This window comes from Mycobacterium sp. SMC-2 (genome assembly GCF_025263485.1).
Taxonomy (GTDB): Bacteria; Actinomycetota; Actinomycetes; order Mycobacteriales; family Mycobacteriaceae; genus Mycobacterium.
The window spans coordinates 811,054-828,489 of sequence record NZ_CP079863.1 but is presented as its reverse complement, the minus strand read 5'-3'; the positions used below and the strand labels follow the sequence as shown (position 1 = coordinate 828,489).

17 protein-coding genes are annotated in these 17,436 nt (G+C 66.8%); 12 read left to right on the top strand and 5 right to left on the bottom strand.

From position 1 onward, the window contains the following. Nucleotides 1–73: 73 nt before the first annotated feature. A complete protein-coding gene (locus tag KXD96_RS03945; RefSeq protein WP_260743051.1) occupies nt 74–703 on the bottom strand; it encodes a TetR/AcrR family transcriptional regulator in 630 nt (209 codons plus the stop codon). 144 nt (nt 704–847) lie between these two features. Here KXD96_RS03945 and KXD96_RS03940 point away from each other — a divergent pair, with 144 nt between their 5' ends. Next, nucleotides 848–1,489, top strand: a complete 642-nt coding sequence (locus tag KXD96_RS03940) for a TetR/AcrR family transcriptional regulator (protein WP_260743050.1) — start codon at nt 848–850, stop codon at nt 1,487–1,489. Further along, nucleotides 1,486–2,463 (top strand): LLM class flavin-dependent oxidoreductase, encoded by a 978-nt coding sequence (locus KXD96_RS03935; protein WP_260743049.1) that lies wholly within the window; start codon nt 1,486–1,488, stop codon nt 2,461–2,463. The genes KXD96_RS03940 and KXD96_RS03935 overlap by 4 nt, the downstream gene beginning before the upstream one ends. On the opposite strand, the gene KXD96_RS03930 is transcribed toward KXD96_RS03935, so the two are convergent. Beyond that, the gene (locus tag KXD96_RS03930) at nt 2,387–2,887 is read right to left on the bottom strand and encodes a YkgB family protein (protein WP_260745196.1); all 501 of its coding nucleotides are present in this window, start codon (nt 2,885–2,887) and stop codon (nt 2,387–2,389) included. The genes KXD96_RS03935 and KXD96_RS03930 overlap by 77 nt on opposite strands. Before the next feature lie 90 nt (nt 2,888–2,977). Beyond that, nucleotides 2,978–3,448: an SRPBCC family protein gene (locus KXD96_RS03925; protein ID WP_260743048.1), complete on the bottom strand. Its 471-nt coding sequence runs from the start codon at nt 3,446–3,448 to the stop codon at nt 2,978–2,980. Between the two features lie 235 nt (nt 3,449–3,683). Between KXD96_RS03925 and KXD96_RS03920 the strand changes: the two genes are divergently transcribed. Then, a complete protein-coding gene (locus KXD96_RS03920; protein ID WP_396876743.1) occupies nt 3,684–4,889 on the top strand; it encodes an IS110 family transposase in 1,206 nt (401 codons plus the stop codon). Between the two features lie 48 nt (nt 4,890–4,937). On the opposite strand, the gene KXD96_RS03915 is transcribed toward KXD96_RS03920, so the two are convergent. Further along, nucleotides 4,938–5,903, bottom strand: a complete 966-nt coding sequence (locus KXD96_RS03915) for a LysR family transcriptional regulator (protein ID WP_260743046.1) — start codon at nt 5,901–5,903, stop codon at nt 4,938–4,940. 172 nt (nt 5,904–6,075) lie between these two features. Here KXD96_RS03915 and KXD96_RS03910 point away from each other — a divergent pair, with 172 nt between their 5' ends. From KXD96_RS03910 to KXD96_RS03870, 9 genes are all read left to right on the top strand, one after another. Then, entirely contained in the window at nt 6,076–6,951 is an 876-nt protein-coding gene (locus KXD96_RS03910; protein WP_260743045.1) for an SDR family NAD(P)-dependent oxidoreductase, read from the top strand. Nucleotides 6,952–7,006: 55 nt separating this feature from the next. Beyond that, nucleotides 7,007–8,149: a sulfotransferase gene (locus KXD96_RS03905; protein ID WP_396878694.1), complete on the top strand. Its 1,143-nt coding sequence runs from the start codon at nt 7,007–7,009 to the stop codon at nt 8,147–8,149. Next, nucleotides 8,139–9,227 (top strand): hypothetical protein, encoded by a 1,089-nt coding sequence (locus KXD96_RS03900; protein WP_260743042.1) that lies wholly within the window; start codon nt 8,139–8,141, stop codon nt 9,225–9,227. The genes KXD96_RS03905 and KXD96_RS03900 overlap by 11 nt, the downstream gene beginning before the upstream one ends. Next, nucleotides 9,224–10,045 (top strand): mycofactocin-coupled SDR family oxidoreductase, encoded by an 822-nt coding sequence (locus KXD96_RS03895; RefSeq protein WP_260743041.1) that lies wholly within the window; start codon nt 9,224–9,226, stop codon nt 10,043–10,045. The genes KXD96_RS03900 and KXD96_RS03895 overlap by 4 nt, the downstream gene beginning before the upstream one ends. Continuing rightward, nucleotides 10,045–10,815 carry an SDR family NAD(P)-dependent oxidoreductase gene (locus tag KXD96_RS03890; protein WP_260743040.1) on the top strand — a complete coding sequence of 257 codons (771 nt, stop codon included), beginning with the start codon at nt 10,045–10,047 and terminating at the stop codon, nt 10,813–10,815. The genes KXD96_RS03895 and KXD96_RS03890 overlap by 1 nt, the downstream gene beginning before the upstream one ends. A gap of 136 nt (nt 10,816–10,951) precedes the next feature. Further along, entirely contained in the window at nt 10,952–11,164 is a 213-nt protein-coding gene (locus KXD96_RS03885) for a heavy-metal-associated domain-containing protein (RefSeq protein ID WP_260743039.1), read from the top strand. Continuing rightward, a complete protein-coding gene (locus KXD96_RS03880; protein ID WP_260743037.1) occupies nt 11,161–13,398 on the top strand; it encodes a cation-translocating P-type ATPase in 2,238 nt (745 codons plus the stop codon). The genes KXD96_RS03885 and KXD96_RS03880 overlap by 4 nt, the downstream gene beginning before the upstream one ends. Before the next feature lie 132 nt (nt 13,399–13,530). Next, nucleotides 13,531–14,922, top strand: a complete 1,392-nt coding sequence (locus KXD96_RS03875) for an alpha/beta hydrolase family protein (protein ID WP_260743035.1) — start codon at nt 13,531–13,533, stop codon at nt 14,920–14,922. A gap of 163 nt (nt 14,923–15,085) precedes the next feature. Further along, nucleotides 15,086–15,895 (top strand): polysaccharide deacetylase family protein, encoded by an 810-nt coding sequence (locus tag KXD96_RS03870; RefSeq protein ID WP_260743034.1) that lies wholly within the window; start codon nt 15,086–15,088, stop codon nt 15,893–15,895. 10 nt (nt 15,896–15,905) lie between these two features. Here the strand turns inward: KXD96_RS03870 and KXD96_RS03865 are convergent, their stop codons facing one another. After that, nucleotides 15,906–17,282, bottom strand: coding sequence for an FAD-binding oxidoreductase (locus KXD96_RS03865; protein WP_260743032.1), 1,377 nt, complete (start codon nt 17,280–17,282; stop codon nt 15,906–15,908). Nucleotides 17,283–17,436: the final 154 nt, after the last annotated feature.

The window sequence follows — 17,436 nt, the reverse complement described above, 5'->3', positions numbered from 1 at the left end:
GGCCCCGATTCCTCTCGTGGCCCGACTATATAATCAATCGCTTGATCATATCAAGGGGGCGTGGCGCCCGCGGCTATCCCTTCGCGCCCGCCGCGAACAGCGTCCCCCTGACCATCTTCTTGGCCGCGACCAGCGCGGCGTGATAGTCCCGGGGCGGTGACGCGGCCGCCAGCTCGACCAACCCGTAGATCAGCGCATAGACGGCCTCGACGACGCTGCGCCGATCGGAGCGGTGCGCGAGATCGTCCTGACGGTAGGCGTCGTCGACGACGCCCTCGATGATCTCGCGGAAGGCCTGAAATCCGGCGCCGCCGGTTAGTTGCGGATCGAGGAGGACGGCGCTTTCGGCGCGGATCACCCACTCGAAGGCGGCGAGATCGGGATACTCGCGCATCAGCCGGCCGGATTCGTCGAGCACCGCCTCGATGCGGTCAACGGCGCTCCCGGATCGCGCGGCGGCCGCCCGTAGCCGCGGCAATGCGACATCGGTGCGCGCGGCGATCGCGGCCTTGATCAGTTCGGCCTTGTTCGGAAAGTAGTTGTACAGGCTGGCGCTCGTGACGTTCGCGGTGCGGGCGATCTCGCGAATCGTCGCGCGGGAGTAGCCCACCTTGGCGACACAGCGCATGGTGGCCACGATGATCCGCTGGCGGGTCTCTTGCCCGCTGGCGCCCACCGGGCGTCCCAGCTGTGCCCGCGTCACGATGCTCTCCCCAACTTTCGCATCCCGTCCGCCGGCGCTTCGTGCCCGGCACGGTCGAATATAATCGAGTGATCGATTAGTTCGGGGTTTCCGGTGGAGGTGCGCGGTGCGTGATGGACGGACCTTCGGCGAGCACTGCGCCGCATGAGCACCTCGCAGTCGCAACTGGGGCGCCCGGTGGGTGCCGACGGTGAGCAGACTCGCGCGCGCATCATCACCGCGGCGATGCGGTGTGTCGCCGAGAAGGGCTACTCCCGCACCACTATTCGCGAGATCGCCCGCGCCGCCGACATGACCAGCGGCAGCCTGTACCACTACTTTCCGAACAAGTCCGAGTTGCTTGACGCCGCCGTCGAGCACATCGAGCGGGCCGCGGTGCCGCGGTTGCGGGCCGCGGCCGGGCAGGCCGGCGACGTGGTCGATCGCCTGGCGGCGGTGTTGGACGAGGCGAGCCGGCTGATGCGCGAGTATCCCCAGCTGGCCGCGTTCGACCGGGCTGTCAGCGCCGAAATTCACGAGCACCCGGCCCGTGGCAGACCGAAGGTGCCCGGACGAAAAGCGTTGCGCGACATAATCAGCGAAGTCCTCGACGATGCCGGGGCGCGTGGCGCCCTGGCTCCCGGCACCGACCCGGGTGCCGCGGCCGATGCGATCCACGCGCTGGCACGCGGTCTCGCCGAGCGCGCGGCCAGCCTGGACGCGGACGCCTACGCCGCCACGCTGGCAGCGGCGAAGGATTTGATCGGCGGGACGCTGTTCGCGCACCCGCCCGGCGTACACCGATGAAGTTGCTCACCGCGCTGCGGCTGAACATGACCAACATCGCGGATCCCACGGCGCGCCAGGCCGGGCGTTACCGTGCGGCACTGGACATGGCGGAGTTCGCGGATCAGCACGGTTTCACCGCCGTCAGCGGAGAGGAACATCACCTGGCGGCCACGAGTTGGCTTCCGTCGCCGTTGATTTTGGCGGCCGCGGTCGCGGGGCGCACACGCAACGTGCGCATCAGCATCAACGCCCTGATCGTCCCGCTCTACGATCCGATTCGGCTGGCCGAGGACGTCGCCGTGCTGGACAACCTGACCCAGGGCCGCTTCAGTTTCGTGGCCGGCATGGGTTACCGGCCCGAGGAGTATCGGGCCATCGGCAAGGACTGGTCGAAGCGCGCGGCCCTGATGGATCACTGCCTGGCGGTGATGCTCAAGGCGTGGAGCGACCAGCCTTTCGAATATCAGGGCGCCCTCATCAACGTCACGCCCAAGCCGCATACCCGACCGCATCCGATCTTCTTCGTTGGCGGCATGACCGCCGCGGCAGCCCGACGCGCGGCCCGCTTCGGGCTTCCGTTCTCACCGCCGATGGCCATGCCCGAGGTGGAAGCGGTGTATGCGCAGGAGCTGCGCAACCACGGAAACGAGGGTTTCGTCTACCGCCCCGAAAACGGCAGCACCGTCACGTTGTTGCACGACGATCCCGATGAAGCGTGGTCGCGTTACGGTGAGTTCATCCTGGCGGAAGCGGCCGAATACAGCGGCTGGAAGCGCGCCGGTGTGCCGCGACCCAACGAAGACTCCCCGGCCTCGGTTCAGCAGCTGCGCCGCCTCGGCAACGTCGAGATCCTGACGCCCCAGCGGCTGATCGAGCAGATTCGCCGCGGCAGAAAAGAAATCGTCACGAATCCACTCATCGGTGGCCTGCCGATCGACGCGGGCTGGGCCAGCCTGCAGCTGCTGGCCGATGAGGTGCTGCCCCGAGTGTGAACCGCCCCGCCGACAGCGCATCGCCCAGGGTCCACAGCGAAACGCCAAGCAGGACAAGGTCCTTGAGCAGGAATTGGCCCGGCAGCGCCGACAGGACGGGAAGCCCCGCGGCGTGGGTCCCGATCACACCGGGGGTGGTGACCAAGAAACTCAGCGTTCCCACGAACAGCACCACCGCCAGGGCACTTCCGACCGCCGAAGCGCGCGGCCACACCGGCCGCAGCGCAATCAGGACTGCGGCAACGATTTCCATGGTGCCTAGCATCCGCGCGACCGCGGTCACGCTCAGCACGTCGTAAATCCAGCTCATCAGCGGGCTGTGCTCGATTAGCGTGCGGGATTCCATCTTCACGTACTTACCGAACCCGATCCAGGCCAGGATGACAACCAGCCCGTAGCGGCCGATCAGTTGCCCCGCTCGCATAGCCAACCACCCCGCGCGGGGCGATTCGATCGTGTCCACAGAGCAGCCACGATCGGCGCCCCGATTTGGTTCACCGTCGCGTGCGACCGGCTACCCCGCGTAGCGATCGCGCAGCTGGGCGAGTGTCGCTTCGATGCCCGCGGCGTTGGCCTTCCGCGCACCCAACAGTTCGTAGTACTTCAGCGCGTTCTTGATCGCGCCGGCGTCGCGATAGTCGAATGTCTCGGTGACCCGCGTCCGGGTCGGCGAGAGCGCCTCGAACTCCCATCGCCAGCGGTGCCCCATGGGGTGACGCCACTCGACCAGTTCGTCCGGTTTGAGGGCGGTCACCGTGCTGGTGATGCGATAGGGCACGCCATACATCTTCATATTGGTCGAAAACTTCGACCCCACAGCCACCTCCGCGGGAGCCTTGACGTTGTCGCGCACGGTGCCCGATCCGTCCAATTCGCTGTGTCGCCGGGGATCGGCGGCCATCGCGTACAGCTCGGCGGCCGGCGCCGCCACTTCGACCGACCGGCTTACCTGCCGCGGACCTGCGTCGACAACGGTGACGGTCATGGTGTCCTTACCTTTCTTGGAGGGTGGTTGTTGCCCTCGGCCGTAGGCTTTCAACTGCCCGGGGACGTCGGGTATGGCTTTCATGGTTTTGCTGTCTTCGATGGCCGAAGGAGATTGGCCGCCCGGGGTCCCGCGACGACTCGACCGCTAATTGAGAGATGCGATGTGATCGCTGTGTAAGGACACGCTGGCGTGGTCGTCTGCTGGGTTGATAGAAACCGAGACGGGAACGGAGGTGGTTGTGGCACAACCTGTGTGGGCTGGTGTGGACGCCGGGAAAGCGGACCATTACGGCGTGGTCATCGACGCTGAGGGCAAGTCGTTGCTGTCGCGGCGCGTCGCTAATGACGAGGCCGCGCTGCTGGAGTTGATCGACATGGTCGCGGCGCTGGCTGATGGCGGAGAAGTCACTTGGGCGATTGACCTCAACGCCGGCGGCGCTGCATTGCTGATCACGCTGCTGATCGCTGCCCAGCAGCGGCTGCTCTACATTCCCGGCCGCACTGTTCACCACGCCTCGGGTGGCTACCGCGGCGACGGCAAGACCGACGCCAAAGACGCTGCGGTGATTGCCGATCAGGCCCGGATGCGCCGCGACCTGCAACCGTTGCGCCCCGGCGACGACATCGCCGTCGAACTGCGCATCCTGACCAGTCGGCGCGCCGATCTGGTGGCCGATCGCACCCGCGCGATCAATCGGCTGCGCGCCCAGCTGCTGGAATACTTCCCGGCCCTGGAACGTGGCTTTGACTACAGCAAAAGCAAGGCCGCGCTGATCCTGCTCACCGGCTATCAAACCCCCGACGGGCTGCGCCGGGCCGGTGCCGCCCGGGTGGCAGCCTTTTTGCATAAACGCAAGGCCCGCAACGCCGATGCGGTCGCAACCGCCGCCATCGAGGCAGCCAACGCCCAACACACCATCGTGCCCGGACAACAGCTTGCCGCGGGCGTGGTCGCCCGCTTGGCTAAGGAGGTGATGGCCCTCGACACCGAAATCGGCGACACCGACGCGATGATCGAGGACCGATTTCGCCGCCACCGCCACGCCGAAATCATCCTGAGCATGCCCGGCTTCGGCGTCATCCTCGGCGCCGAGTTCCTCGCCGCCACCGGCGGCGACATGAGCGCCTTCCCCTCCGTCGACCGCCTCGCCGGCGTCTCGGGTCTGGCCCCAGTACCGCGAGATTCGGGCCGCATCAGCGGCAACCTCAAACGCCCCCGCCGCTACGACCGGCGCCTGCTGCGCGCCTGCTACCTGTCCGCTCTGGTCAGCATCCGCACCGATCCCGCCTCGCGCACCTACTACGACCGCAAACGCGCCGAAGGGAAACGCCACACCCAAGCCGTCTTGGCCCTGGCCCGTCGCCGACTCAACGTCCTGTGGGCCATGCTGCGCGACCACGCCGTCTACCAACCCGCAACCACTACTGCGGCGGCTTGACAACGTCATTGAGAATCTCCTTCCGACCTTGGAGCAGCGTAGCCCCGGCTAGCCTAGGGGCTCTCCGAAATTCGGATCCCAAATCGGCGAGGGCTCAAACCTGGCTGGCCAAAGGCCTGATTTCGTCAGCCGCGCGACCTCTTCCCGCAGCAGGATCCCGATTTTCGTGGCGAATTCGCGAGGCAGCTCAAGCGCCGCGGTCGCCCCCACACCGAGTTGATGATTGATTCCGGGCTCGCAGATAGGCGCCCAACGCAGCCGTCCCGCATCGACGTCGGCGCCGACAGCCCCCGGTGGCAGGACCGCATATCCCAGGCCCGTCTCGACTAGGTGCTTTGACACCTCTAGCGAGTCCGTCGAAAAGCGCCCCGTGACACCGACTTTCAGACGAAGCGCCGTGTGCTCCAGGGTGTTGCGGATGCCGGTCGCAGCGCTTGGCATGACGAGCGGCAGCGCGGCCAGGTCGGTGAAACACACCGGGCTGGTAGGCGACAGATCACACGTTGGGCCCCCGACGAGCACGAGGTCCTCGACGACGAGGTGCCGGTAGAAAAGGCGGTCATCCGATACCGGATTGATCACCGCCAAGTCGATCGCGCCCTTGAGCATGCGCTGGACGAGTTCGTCCGTCTCGGCCACTGAGACTCGGAAATGCACGTTGGGAAACGCCGCGCTCAGGGTCGCCAGGAGCGGCGCGGCCAGCACACCGGCCACGGTGGGCACCATGCCCAACAGCAATCCGCGCTCTATCCGCGCCAGCGGTGATCCCGCATAGCGCACCGCGAGCTCTAGCTGGCGCAGCGGTGCAGCCGTCGATAAGCGCAATCGTTCGCCCTCCTCGGTGAGGTGCACTCCCCTCCGAGTCCGCTGGAAAAGCGTGATGCCGAGGTCCTCCTCCAGCAGCCGGATTTGGCGACTCAGCGCCGGTTGGGCGATTCCCAACACGGCGGCGGCACGCGAGATCGAACCTTCCTCCGCTATCTGCAAGAAGTACTTGAGTCGGTGGGTATCCATCGCCTCCCAGATCTACCAGTCATACAAATTCAGCATCACTGATTTCCCGAATTGGTATTACCGTGCCGCCTCGATCCGGCCATATCGTCGGGCGAGGCCAGCATGGCGTCTCGGTGAGATGCCATGCAGGTCTGGCTGGCGAATCGAGTCGAGCTTTTGAAAGTGAGCCGCAATGACGGTGCAAGATGAGCAGGACTGGGTGCAACTGCTGGGATTGGATCGGCTGCCCGAGCACATCATCGGCAAGCGGGTGACCGAGCTGATGGACCTGTCCGGCAGGAAGGCCTTCGTGACGGGCGCCGGGGGCGACGGCCTGGGGCAGGCGATTGCCAACCGGCTGGCCGGTTGCGGCGCCGACGTGGCACTGATCGGCCGGACGTTCGAGAAGGTGGAGCGCCGCGCGAAGGAGGTCGAGCAGCGCTGGAGAGTTCGGGCCATCCCCGTCAAGGCCGACATGTCCGATTGGGATCAAGTGCACGCCGCGGTGGAGCGGGCGCACGGCGAACTCGGCGGCATGGACATCATGGTCAACAATCCGGTGATGGTCGCCGCCGGTCCGTTCGAGAGGCAGACCAAGGACGAGATCGATCACACGGTCCTGGGCAGCCTGACCATGATGATGTACGGAGCACATGCCGCGCTGCAGTACCTGCTTCCGCAGGGCTCGGGGAAGATCATCAACATCGGATCGGTCGGCGGCCGGATCCAGCAGCGCGGCCTCGTCGTCTACAACGCATGCAAAGCCGGGGTGATCGGTTTCACCCGTAATCTCGCCCACGAGGTCGCGCCGCGCGGTGTCAATGTCCTGGGCGTGGCACCGGGCATCATGATCAAACCCGAGATGAGGCAGTACCTGCTCGACCCGCAGGACGACCAGCAGCGCGCCGGCCGGGGCGCCATTCACGAGGCGATCACCAACCAGGTCCAGCTCGGGCGCGCCTCGCTGCCTGAGGAAGCCGCCAACATGGTCGCGTTCCTGGCCTCGGAGGCCGCCGATTACATGTGCGGTCAGACCATCGACGTCGCTGGCGGGCAGTGGATGGGATAGCGGTGATCACAATGATTTTCAGAAGTTGCCCGACTTGCTGACCACCGCCGAGGCCATGGACCGGGCGAGCGAGCAGACCGGTTTAGGCGACTTCGGCGACGACTCGTTCGCCGAAGGCCTCGACATCTTGCTCGCCGCGCTGCGCGGCGAGGCGCGGCTGAACGACCGCGGCCAGGCGTTCCTGCATCAGCGCATCGTGGGTCACCTTTCGCAGCGCTTACAGGTCGAGGATTGGTATCGACGCCATCCCGAGATCGACGACGTACCCATCAACGAGCCGCTAATCGGTCTGGGATTGCCGAGGACCGGCTCCACGGCACTGTCGATGCTGCTGGCGCAGGATCCCGATGTCCGGTATCTACGGCGATGGGAATCGTCGCAACCCTGTCCGCCGCCCGCAACGGTGCGGGGCATCGACCCACGCATCCCGCCCGACAAGGGCGAGATGGTTGGCACCCGCCACCACGTACCCGGTGACACGCATGGCCCGATGGAATGCCACGAGTTGATGGCACTGGACTTCAAGTCGCACATCTTCCAGTCCTTCGCCGAAATCCCCTCTTATTCAACGTGGTTGGTCCATGAGGCGGACCTCGTCCCGACGCTGCGGTATCAGCGACGGGTGATGAAGCTGCTGCAATGGGGTGAGCCCGAGCGCCCTTGGCGCCTGAAATGCCCGTCGCACGTGCTATGGCTGGGCGCCCTGGACGCGGTATTTCCCGACGCGCGGTTCGTGATGACACACCGCGATCCGACCGACGTCATATTGTCGGTGGCTGATCTGTACGCCGACATCATCGGATCGTTCAGCAGCGACATCGACCGCCACTACATCGGCCGGCTCAACGTGGAGCATTGGTCGCTGGGCATGGAGCGCGCGCTGGAGTTCCGTGCGAACGGCGCAGAGGATCGGTTCTACGACATCGACTTCCGCGCCATGCAGGACGACCCGATCGGCGAGGTCACCGGATTGTATGCGTGGCTGGGCGCCCCCGTGGGTGCCCAGTTCGAAACACGCATGCAGAGTTGGTGGACGCACGCCGCCGCCGAACGTGAACCCAGCACACATGCCAACCCGGTGGAGTTCGGCATTGACCTCGACGAGGTGCGGCCCCGATTCGCGCGCTATGTCGATTGTGCGCGCCGGTGGACTGCGCTCCGGAACACCGACGAACAGGAGACAATGGATGGCCGTTGATCTGACCGGGGGCATCGACCCCGCGCGCGAGTACATGTTGGCTCAGCGGCCGCAGGATCCGGAGATGCGTGACTCGGTGAGCTTCTGGGTGGTCGATGACTGCGGGAAGATTGGCTTGCCGCGCATCGGAATTGAAGCCGTAGGCGCTAATTGGGACACCCACGACATCCAAGTGAATGTCGCTTTCCCCGACGGCCGGGTCTATCGGTTGCGGGGCAATGGGCCGTCGCTGCCCGTCGAGGGGCCCGACGGGCGGGCGAGTGTCTTGGGCGCCGGGGGCCTCGCGTTCCGCTGCATCGAGCCCTTCGAAACCTGGACGATGTCGTACGACGGGTCGGCGGTGCAGACGTCCTCCGCGGACCTGGCCGCCGGGAAGAAGGACGGCCCGTCGGTGGACATCAGTTTTCGCGTCGAGGCGAAGATGGCGGTTCCCCCCTGGGTGCAGGGAGCGCTGCAGCCCGACGCCGACGCACAACTCAAAACCACCGCGGTGGGCGCCATCATGGGCGGCCCGCGCTATGAGCAGTTATTCACCGCCACAGGCGAATTCCACGCCGCCGACAAAGACCACAGGTTCACCGGCAGTGGGCTGCGAATTCGGCGTACCGGAGTGCGCAAGCTCGCCGGCTTCTGGGGGCACTCGTGGCAGTCGGCGGTCTTCCCCGACGGAAGAGCTTTCGGATACATCGCCTACCCGCCTCGCGCCGATGGCCAGCCCTCCTTCAACGAGGGATTCGTCTTCGCGGGAGACGGCGACCTCGTCCCCGCCCGAGCGGTCCAGGTGCCTTGGCTGACCCAGCTCCGGCCGCTAGGCGAGGATGTCTCGCTGGTGCTACAGACAGCCGACGGCGTCGTCGAAATCGGCGGTGAAACAGTCTTTTCCACCCACGACATTCACCATAACGACGACATGTACTCGATGCAGGCGCTCAAGCAGGAGATGCCCAGTTTCCCCGCGCTGCAGCAGGCCGGCGTGCGCTACACCTGGGATGGCGAAGAGACCTATGGGATGCTCGAACGCTCCAATCCGCTCGACAAGATCGACCGCGACCAAGAGAGGAAACGAAAAGACCGATGAGCCAGTCACTGTCGGGAAAGGTAGCGCTGATCACCGGCGCCGCGCGAGGACAAGGCCGAGCCCACGCCGCGCGGCTGGCCGCCGAGGGCGCTGACATCATCGCGGTGGACATCGCCGGACCACTGCCGCCGTGCGTTCCCTACGATTCGCCGACGCCCGACGATCTGGCCGAAACGTCGCGAGTCGTCACCGCGAACGGTCGAAAGGCCATCACCGCGGCTATCGACATTCGCGACCTGGACGCGCTCAAGGCCGCCGTCGACGAGGCTGTGGGCGAGCTGGGGCGACTCGACGTGATCGTCGCCAACGCCGGGATCTGCAGCCCGGCCCCCTGGGATCAGATCACCGCCCAGGCGTTCCGAGACACCATCGACACCAACGTCGTTGGCACTTGGAACACCGTGATGGCAGGTGCACATCACATCATCGACGGCGGTCGGGGCGGCTCGATCATCCTGATCGGTTCCGCTGCCGGCATCAAGATGCAGTCGTTCATGATCCACTACACCGCAAGCAAACACGCCGTCGTCGGGATGGCACGCGCGTTCGCCGCCGAGCTCGGCCGGTACAACATCCGGGTCAACAGCCTGAACCCCGGCGCGGTGTCGACGCCGATGGGCACCGGACGGATGCGCGAAGCGCTGCAATCGGCCGCCGACGACTACCCCCACTTGCGCGGCATGCACAAGCACCTGCTGCCCGAAGGCATTGCGCAGCCGGAAGACATCGCGGATGCAGTGGCCTGGCTGGCGTCAGACCAATCCAGATTGGTTACCGCAAGCCAGGTTTCGGTCGATATCGGCGTGGGTTATGTCTGATGCGCGGGCTGAAGGACAAAACATTCCTGATCGCCGGAGGAGCCACCGGAATTGGCGCCGCGACCGCCGAGCGCCTTGCCGGCGAGGGGGCGTCCGTCGTCATCGGTGACCTCAACATCACCGGCGCCACCGCCACCGCCGAACGGATCGCCGAGTCCGGTGGGCGCGCGATCGCCGTGGAATTCGACCTTGCGGATGATGCGTCCGTGCGGCGCCTCGTCGACCTGACCATGAGGGAATTCGGTGCGCTTCACGGTCTGCACAACGTCGGTGCCGACCTTTCCGACCACAACCTGGGGCGCGACACCACGATTCTCGATACCGACATGGACGTCTGGGTGCGCACCCTCGACGTCAACCTGCTCGGCTACGTCCGCACCATCCGCGCCGTACTCCCGCACCTGCTCGACCAGGGTGGCGGCAGCATTGTGAACACCTCCTCTGGTGCGGCCCTGGGCAGCGATCCGCTGCATGTCGCCTACGGCGCCTCGAAGGCTGCGGTGAACCACCTGACCCGCCACGTCGCCGTCAATTGGGGCAGACACAACATCCGGAGCAACGGCGTCATGCCCGGGCTGGTGATGGGCGAAACCCAGGAACGTCAGAACGACACACAACTGCAGCAGGCCTTCCTCATGTTTGGCAAGACCACTCGACTGGGCAGACCCGACGACCTCGCCGCAATCACGGCCTTTCTGCTATCGGACGAAGCCGAGTGGATCACCGGCCAGGTCTGGTACATCGGCGGCGGCTCGCACCTGCGGCAATAGCCACTCGGCGTCAGACACTCTCCGGCCAACCAGGCACAATGTCTTAGAGGGATCATGGCGCTTGGCGGGAAGAGCCGCCGCGGGCGCATGCGTTGAGTTGGCGGTAGTACCCGCCGCCGTATAGGCAAGGAGCGGCATGAACACGAGCGAATTCCGGGTCGACGGGATGAGCTGTGGCCACTGCGAGGCGGCCGTCAAGGAGGAGGTCGGCCGCCTGCCCGGCGTGGAGCGCGTGGAGGTCAGCGCCGACACCGGCAGGCTGGTGATCACGAGTTGCGTGCCCATCGACGCGAGCGCGGTGCTCCGGGCGGTTGAAGAGGCCGGCTACGAGGCCGTGCTGGTGGCATGAGCGCGGCGCCGGTGAGCCATATCGAACTGACCATCGCGGGGATGACGTGCGCGTCGTGCGCCGCGCGGATCGAGAAGAAGCTGAACAGGCTCGACGGCGTCGCCGCGACCGTCAACTACGCCACCGAAAAGGCCGCCCTCACCGTCCCCCCGGGGTACGACCCCCAGCTACTGATCGCCGCCGTCGAGCAAGCGGGTTACAGCGCCACCCTGCCGCAACGGGAGGCGCCCGCCCGCGAGAAGACCGACGATGCCGAGCTCACCGCGTTACGCACCCGCCTCGTCACTTCCGCCGTGCTCGCCACCCCGGTGATCGCCATGGCGATGATCCCCGCCCTGCAATTCCGGTACTGGCAGTGGGCGTCGCTGGTCCTGGCGGCACCGGTCGTCGTCTGGGGCGGGCGTCCCTTCCACACCGCCGCCTGGGCCAATCTCAGACACGGCGCCGCCACCATGGACACCCTCGTCTCGATTGGAACGCTGTCGGCCTTCCTGTGGTCGCTGTATGCGCTCTTCTTGGGGACGGCGGGGGAGCCGGGGATGCGGGACGGCTTCGAACTGACCGTCCGGCCCTCAGACGGCGCCGGCAACATCTACCTGGAAGTCGCCGCGGGTGTGACCCTGTTCGTGCTCGCCGGGCGGTACTTCGAGAAGCGCTCCAAGCGGACGGCGGGCGCCGCGCTGCGTGCCTTGCTGGAGCTCGGCGCCAAAGATGTCGCCGTGTTGCGGGACGGAGCCGAGACCCGCATCCCGGTGGACCGCCTCGCGGTCGGCGACGAGTTCGTGGTGCGGCCCGGGGAGAAGGTCGCTACTGACGGCATCGTGGTCTCCGGATCCTCGGCCGTGGACGCCTCGATGCTCACTGGCGAATCCGTCCCCGTCGAGGTCGGTGCGGGCGACACCGTCACGGGCGCCACCGTGAACGCCGGCGGACGCCTCGTCGTACGCGCCACCCGGGTCGGTGACGACACGCGACTGGCGCAGATGGCCAAGCTGGTCGAGGAGGCCCAGTCGGGCAAGGCCGAGGTGCAGCGGATCGCCGACCGCATCTCGGGCGTGTTCGTCCCCGTGGTCATCGGCATCGCCCTGATGACGCTCGGAGCGTGGCTCGCGTTCGGGTTCCCTGCCACCGCGGCCCTGACCGCGGCCGTCGCGGTGCTGATCATCGCCTGCCCGTGCGCGCTCGGGCTGGCGACCCCGACCGCCCTGCTGGTGGGCACCGGTCGCGCGGCTCAGCTCGGCGTGCTGATCAAGGGACCCGAGATGCTGGAGTCCACCCGCAGCGTCGACACCATCGTGCTCGACAAGACCGGCACCGTCACCACCGGCAAGATGACCCTCGTCGACGTGATCGGCGGCCCGGGGACGGACCGCGAGACGCTGCTGCGCTACGCCGGGGCCCTCGAGGAGGCGTCGGAACATCCCATCGCTCAGGCCATCGCCAAGGCCGCCAAAGCCGAGCTCGGCAGCCTCCCCGCGGCCGAAGACTTCACCAACGCCGAAGGAAACGGCGTGCGGGGCATCGTCGACGGCCACACCGTCGTCGTAGGGCGCCCGAGCTTGCTCGCCGCCTGGGACCAGCCGCTGGACGGCGCGCTGTCGGCGGGCAAGGACCGCGCCGAGGGGGAGGGCAAAACCGCGGTCGGCGTCGGCTGGGACGGCCGCGCCCGCGGGGTCCTGGTGATCGCCGACACCGTCAAACCGACCAGCGCGGAGGCGGTCCGGCAGTTCAAGGGGCTGGGCCTGACACCGATCCTGTTGACCGGCGACAACCGGACCGTCGCGCAGCAGATCGCCGACGAGGTCGGTATCACGCAGGTCATCTCCGAAACACTGCCCGCCGACAAGGTCGACGCCATCAAGCGGTTGCAGTCCGAAGGCAAGGTGGTCGCGATGGTCGGCGACGGGGTCAACGACGCCGCGGCGCTGGCGACCGCCGATCTCGGGGTCGCCATGGGCACCGGCACCGACGTCGCGATCCAGGCCGCCGACCTCACCGTCACCCGCGGTGACTTACGCGCCGCCGTCGATGCCATTCGGCTGTCCCGGCGGACGCTGGCGACCATTAAGGCCAACCTGTTCTGGGCCTTCGGCTACAACATCGCCGCGATCCCGCTCGCCGCGCTCGGCATGCTCAACCCGATGCTCGCGGGCGCCGCGATGGCGTTTTCCAGCGTTTTCGTGGTCGCCAACAGCCTGCGGCTGCGCTCGTTCACCAGCGTCACAGGCGGTTGACCGCCACGCCCACGCGCCACGAGGGGAGCCGGGCGGGTGCGGCCGGTGTGGGATAGTTGTCTCGACCCACCGCGTTCGAAAAGACCACGGGTCCGCCCCGCGCAGCGATCGACTTAGCAAAGGCAACGACCGTTGGACCAATTCTTCGGACGACTGTCCTTGCTGCATGGGTGGTTTCCGCCGACCGTGCAGGCACTGACGCTGCTGATGCTGATAATCGCGATCCAGTGGCGTGCGCCGCGCTGGCTCAAGCGGGTGCTGCCCGCGGCCCTGATCGCGGCCGCCGCGGTGGCCGCGCTGTCGTACTGGTACATCACGTCGCTCGGCGTGGCCGGGGACCCGGCGCCGACGGCGCTGTGGCTCTGGATCGCGCTGAGCGGCCTCGCCGCCGCGGTTTTCCTGGTCGGCTGGCGGGGTGCCCGCTGGTGGCGGCGCGGGGTGGCGGTGCTGTCCATAGCCCTGTGCGTGTTGTGTGCCGGGATGGCGTTGAACAGCTGGGTGGGCTACTTCCCGACGGCACTTGCCGCATGGAATCAACTGACCTCCGTGCCGTTGCCCGACCAGATCGACCGGCTGCGGGTCACCGAGATGCAGGTCGCCGGGACCAGGCCGAGCAAGGGCGTGGTGGTGCCGGTGGACATCGACGACAACGCCTCGCACTTTCGCCACCGCCGGGAACTGGTCTATCTGCCTCCCGCGTGGTTCAACAGCAATCCGCCGCCTCGGCTGCCGGCGGTCATGATGATCAGCTCGGCCTTCAACACCCCGACCGACTGGCTGGGCCCAGGCGGCGCCTTCACCACCATCGACAACTTCGCCGCCGCGCATCACGGGTTCTCCCCGGTGCTGGTGTTCGTCGACCCAACCGGTTCGTTCGACAACGACACCGAGTGCGTCAACGGCAGCCGGGGCAACGCCGCCGACCACCTGGCCAAGGACGTCGTGCCCTTCGTGGTGTCGAACTTCGGCGTCAGCGCCGATCGAGCCAACTGGGGTGTCGCCGGATGGTCGATGGGCGGCACCTGCGCGGTTGACCTGGCGGTCATGCATCCGGAACTGTTCAGCGCCTTCGTGGACATCGCCGGTGACCGCAGCCCCAATGTCGGCCCCAAGGATCAAACGATCGCCAAATTGTTCAATGGCGACCACACCGCCTGGGCCGCGTTCGACCCGCTCACCGTGATGGCGCGGCATGGTCGCTACACCGGATTGTCGGGCTGGTTCGACGTCCCGGGTTCGTCCGAGCAGCGCAATGTCGCCGAGGAAGCCAATCCCACGTCCACCGCCACCAGCACCGACCCCGCCGCCAACCCGGAAGGCCAGGACGCCGCCGCCAACGCGTTGTGCACCGCCGCCACCGCGAACGGCATCTCCTGCGCCGTGGTCAGCCAGCCGGGCAAGCATGATTGGCCGTTTGCCGCCCAGGCGTTTGCTGCCGCACTACCCTGGCTCGCCTCGACGCTGGGAACACCCCAAGCTGAGCAAGTCCAGCTGCCCCGGCGCGGCGGCGGCGAACCGCACTGATCGAGAAATTCACAGCTCACCCTCCCGTAACGCTTCCGGGATATTGGCGCTGGTAGTGGTACGGTTTGCTGCTGATGGCTGCGATGTTGTGCACGACGGGCGACCCCTCCGCGGGGTGGCCCGGTGCCCACCGCGGGGCAATTACCGTCGAGCCCGATCCACGATGAATCGCCGTCAGTTTCTGGGTTCGCTCGCCGCATCGGTCGTCGCCGGTGTGGGCGCCGCCCGGCTGGTGGTCGACCCGCAGCCGCGAACCTTCGCCGATGTACCGCCGGCTTCTGCGGTGACGTCCGGACCCACCGCCCCGGCCGCCCTGTTGCCGCCCCCACCGCTGAGCGCCCGCATCCCCCTGCCCGGAGGGGGCGCTTTGAGGAAGATCCCCGGGGAAGGTGACCTGCTGGCGCTCACGGTCGACGACGGCGTCAACAGCGAGGTGGTGCGGGCGTACACGCAGTTCGCCAAAGACACCGGTGTGCGGTTGACCTACTTCGTCAACGGCACTTACGCCTCGTGGACCGAGAACGCGGAGCTGCTGCGGCCCCTGGTCGACAGCGGGCAGATCCAACTCGCCAACCACACGTGGTCACACCCGGATCTGACGACGCTGACCAAGGAGCAGGTCGACGAGCAACTCACCCGCAACGACGAATTCCTCAAAAAGACATACGGAATCGGTGCGAAGCCGTACTGGCGGCCGCCGTATGCGAAGCGCAATGCGGTCGTCGACGCCATCGCCACCGACCTGGGCTACACCATGCCGACGTTATGGTCGGGATCGCTGTCGGATGCGACGTTGATCACCGAGGAATACATCGTGCAGATGGCCGACCAGTACTTCACGCCGCAGGCCATCGTCATCGGCCACCTCAATCACCTGCCGGTGACACACGTCTACCCGCAACTCGTCGACGTCATCCGCTCGCGCAACCTGCGCACCGTCACGCTCAACGACGTCTTCCTCAAAACCCCGTAGCCCCAAAGGTTTACCCGGCGGGCCGGATGTTCTGGTTGATGTGGAAGACGTTGCCCGGATCGTATTGCGCCTTGATCTCGGTGAGCCGCTGGTAGTTCGGACCGTAGGTCGCCCGCACCCGCTCCTGCCCCTCGTCCATCATGAAGTTCACGTAGGCGCCGCCGGCGGAGTACGGGTGGGTGGCGTCCCAGTAGTCGACGGTCCAGCGTTTCAACAGCTCCGCGTTCGCCGGGTCGGGGTCGACCCCGGCGATGACTTGGGAGAAGTTGACGTCCCGGTACGCCCACGCCGTGTCGGATTGGCCGACCTGGTGAACCGCACCGTCGATCGGGTACAGGTGCATCGTGGAGTGCATGGTCGGCAGTTCCTCGGTGAAGCGGGCATGGGCTTGCACCGCGGCGTCGGGAATCGTCCGGACGAAGTCACCCCGCCAATACCATTGCAGCCCTTTGGGATACAGGCCATCGAAGGTCGACTGCAACAGGGGATAGGGTACGGGGCCCAGGCCGTCGAAGGCGGGTTCCATCTGCCGGACCGGCGCGAACGCTTCTTCGGCGCCCGCGGGATCACCCGTGTAGCACCAGACCACGGCGCACGCCTTGTGCAGGTGGAACGCCTCGGGGAACGGCGCCACCGGCGGGACGGTCATGGCCGCGAAGAATCCGTAGAGATCCTCGTCCTGCGCGGGCATGAAGTCCCGGTACCACGAGAGGATGTCGGCGGTGGCCGACGAGGGCCACGCCGTGGGACCGCAGATCACCGTGTGAACCGGATGCAGGCGGAACGTGAACGACGTGACCACGCCGAAGTTTCCGCCGCCGCCGCGCAGCGCCCAGAACAGGTCGGGGTGCTGCGATTCCGACGCCGTCACCACCTTGCCGTCGGCCAGGACGACCTCCGCCTCCAACAGATTGTCGATGGTGAGGCCGTGCTTGCGGGTCAGGTAGCCGTGGCCGCCGCCCAGCGTCAGGCCGCCGACACCGGTGCTGGAGATGATGCCGGTCGGCGTCGCCAGACCGTGCGCGTGCGTGGCGGCGTCGACCTGTGCCCATGTCGCTCCGCCCTGCACCCGCGCGGTGCGCCTTTCGGAGTCGACGTCGACGCGGTTCATCAGCGACAGGTCGATGACGAGGCCACCGTCGACGGAGCCGAACCCGGGGCCGTTGTGGCCACCCCCGCGGACGGCGACCGCGAGGTCCGACCTCCGGGCGAATTCGAGGGCTCCCGCGATGTCGTCAGCCGATTCGCAGCGCACGATCAGGGCCGGACGCTTGTCGATCATGCCGTTGTGCAGGGCACGTGCCTCGTCGTACCTGGGGTCGTCCGGCAGGATCACCTGCGAGCCGAGCCGGGCGCGTAATTCATCGGTTGCGGTCGTGAGGCTCATGGCTCACACCTCCTTGTTTGCTCGCGGGTGTTGATGCCGCGACGTTACGAGGCCGGCGAGCCGCGCGTCATGACCACAACCGAGCATTTCCGAGGCATTCCACGATAGTCACATCTGACTATCGACCCACCCACACCGTCGCGGCTACGTTGTT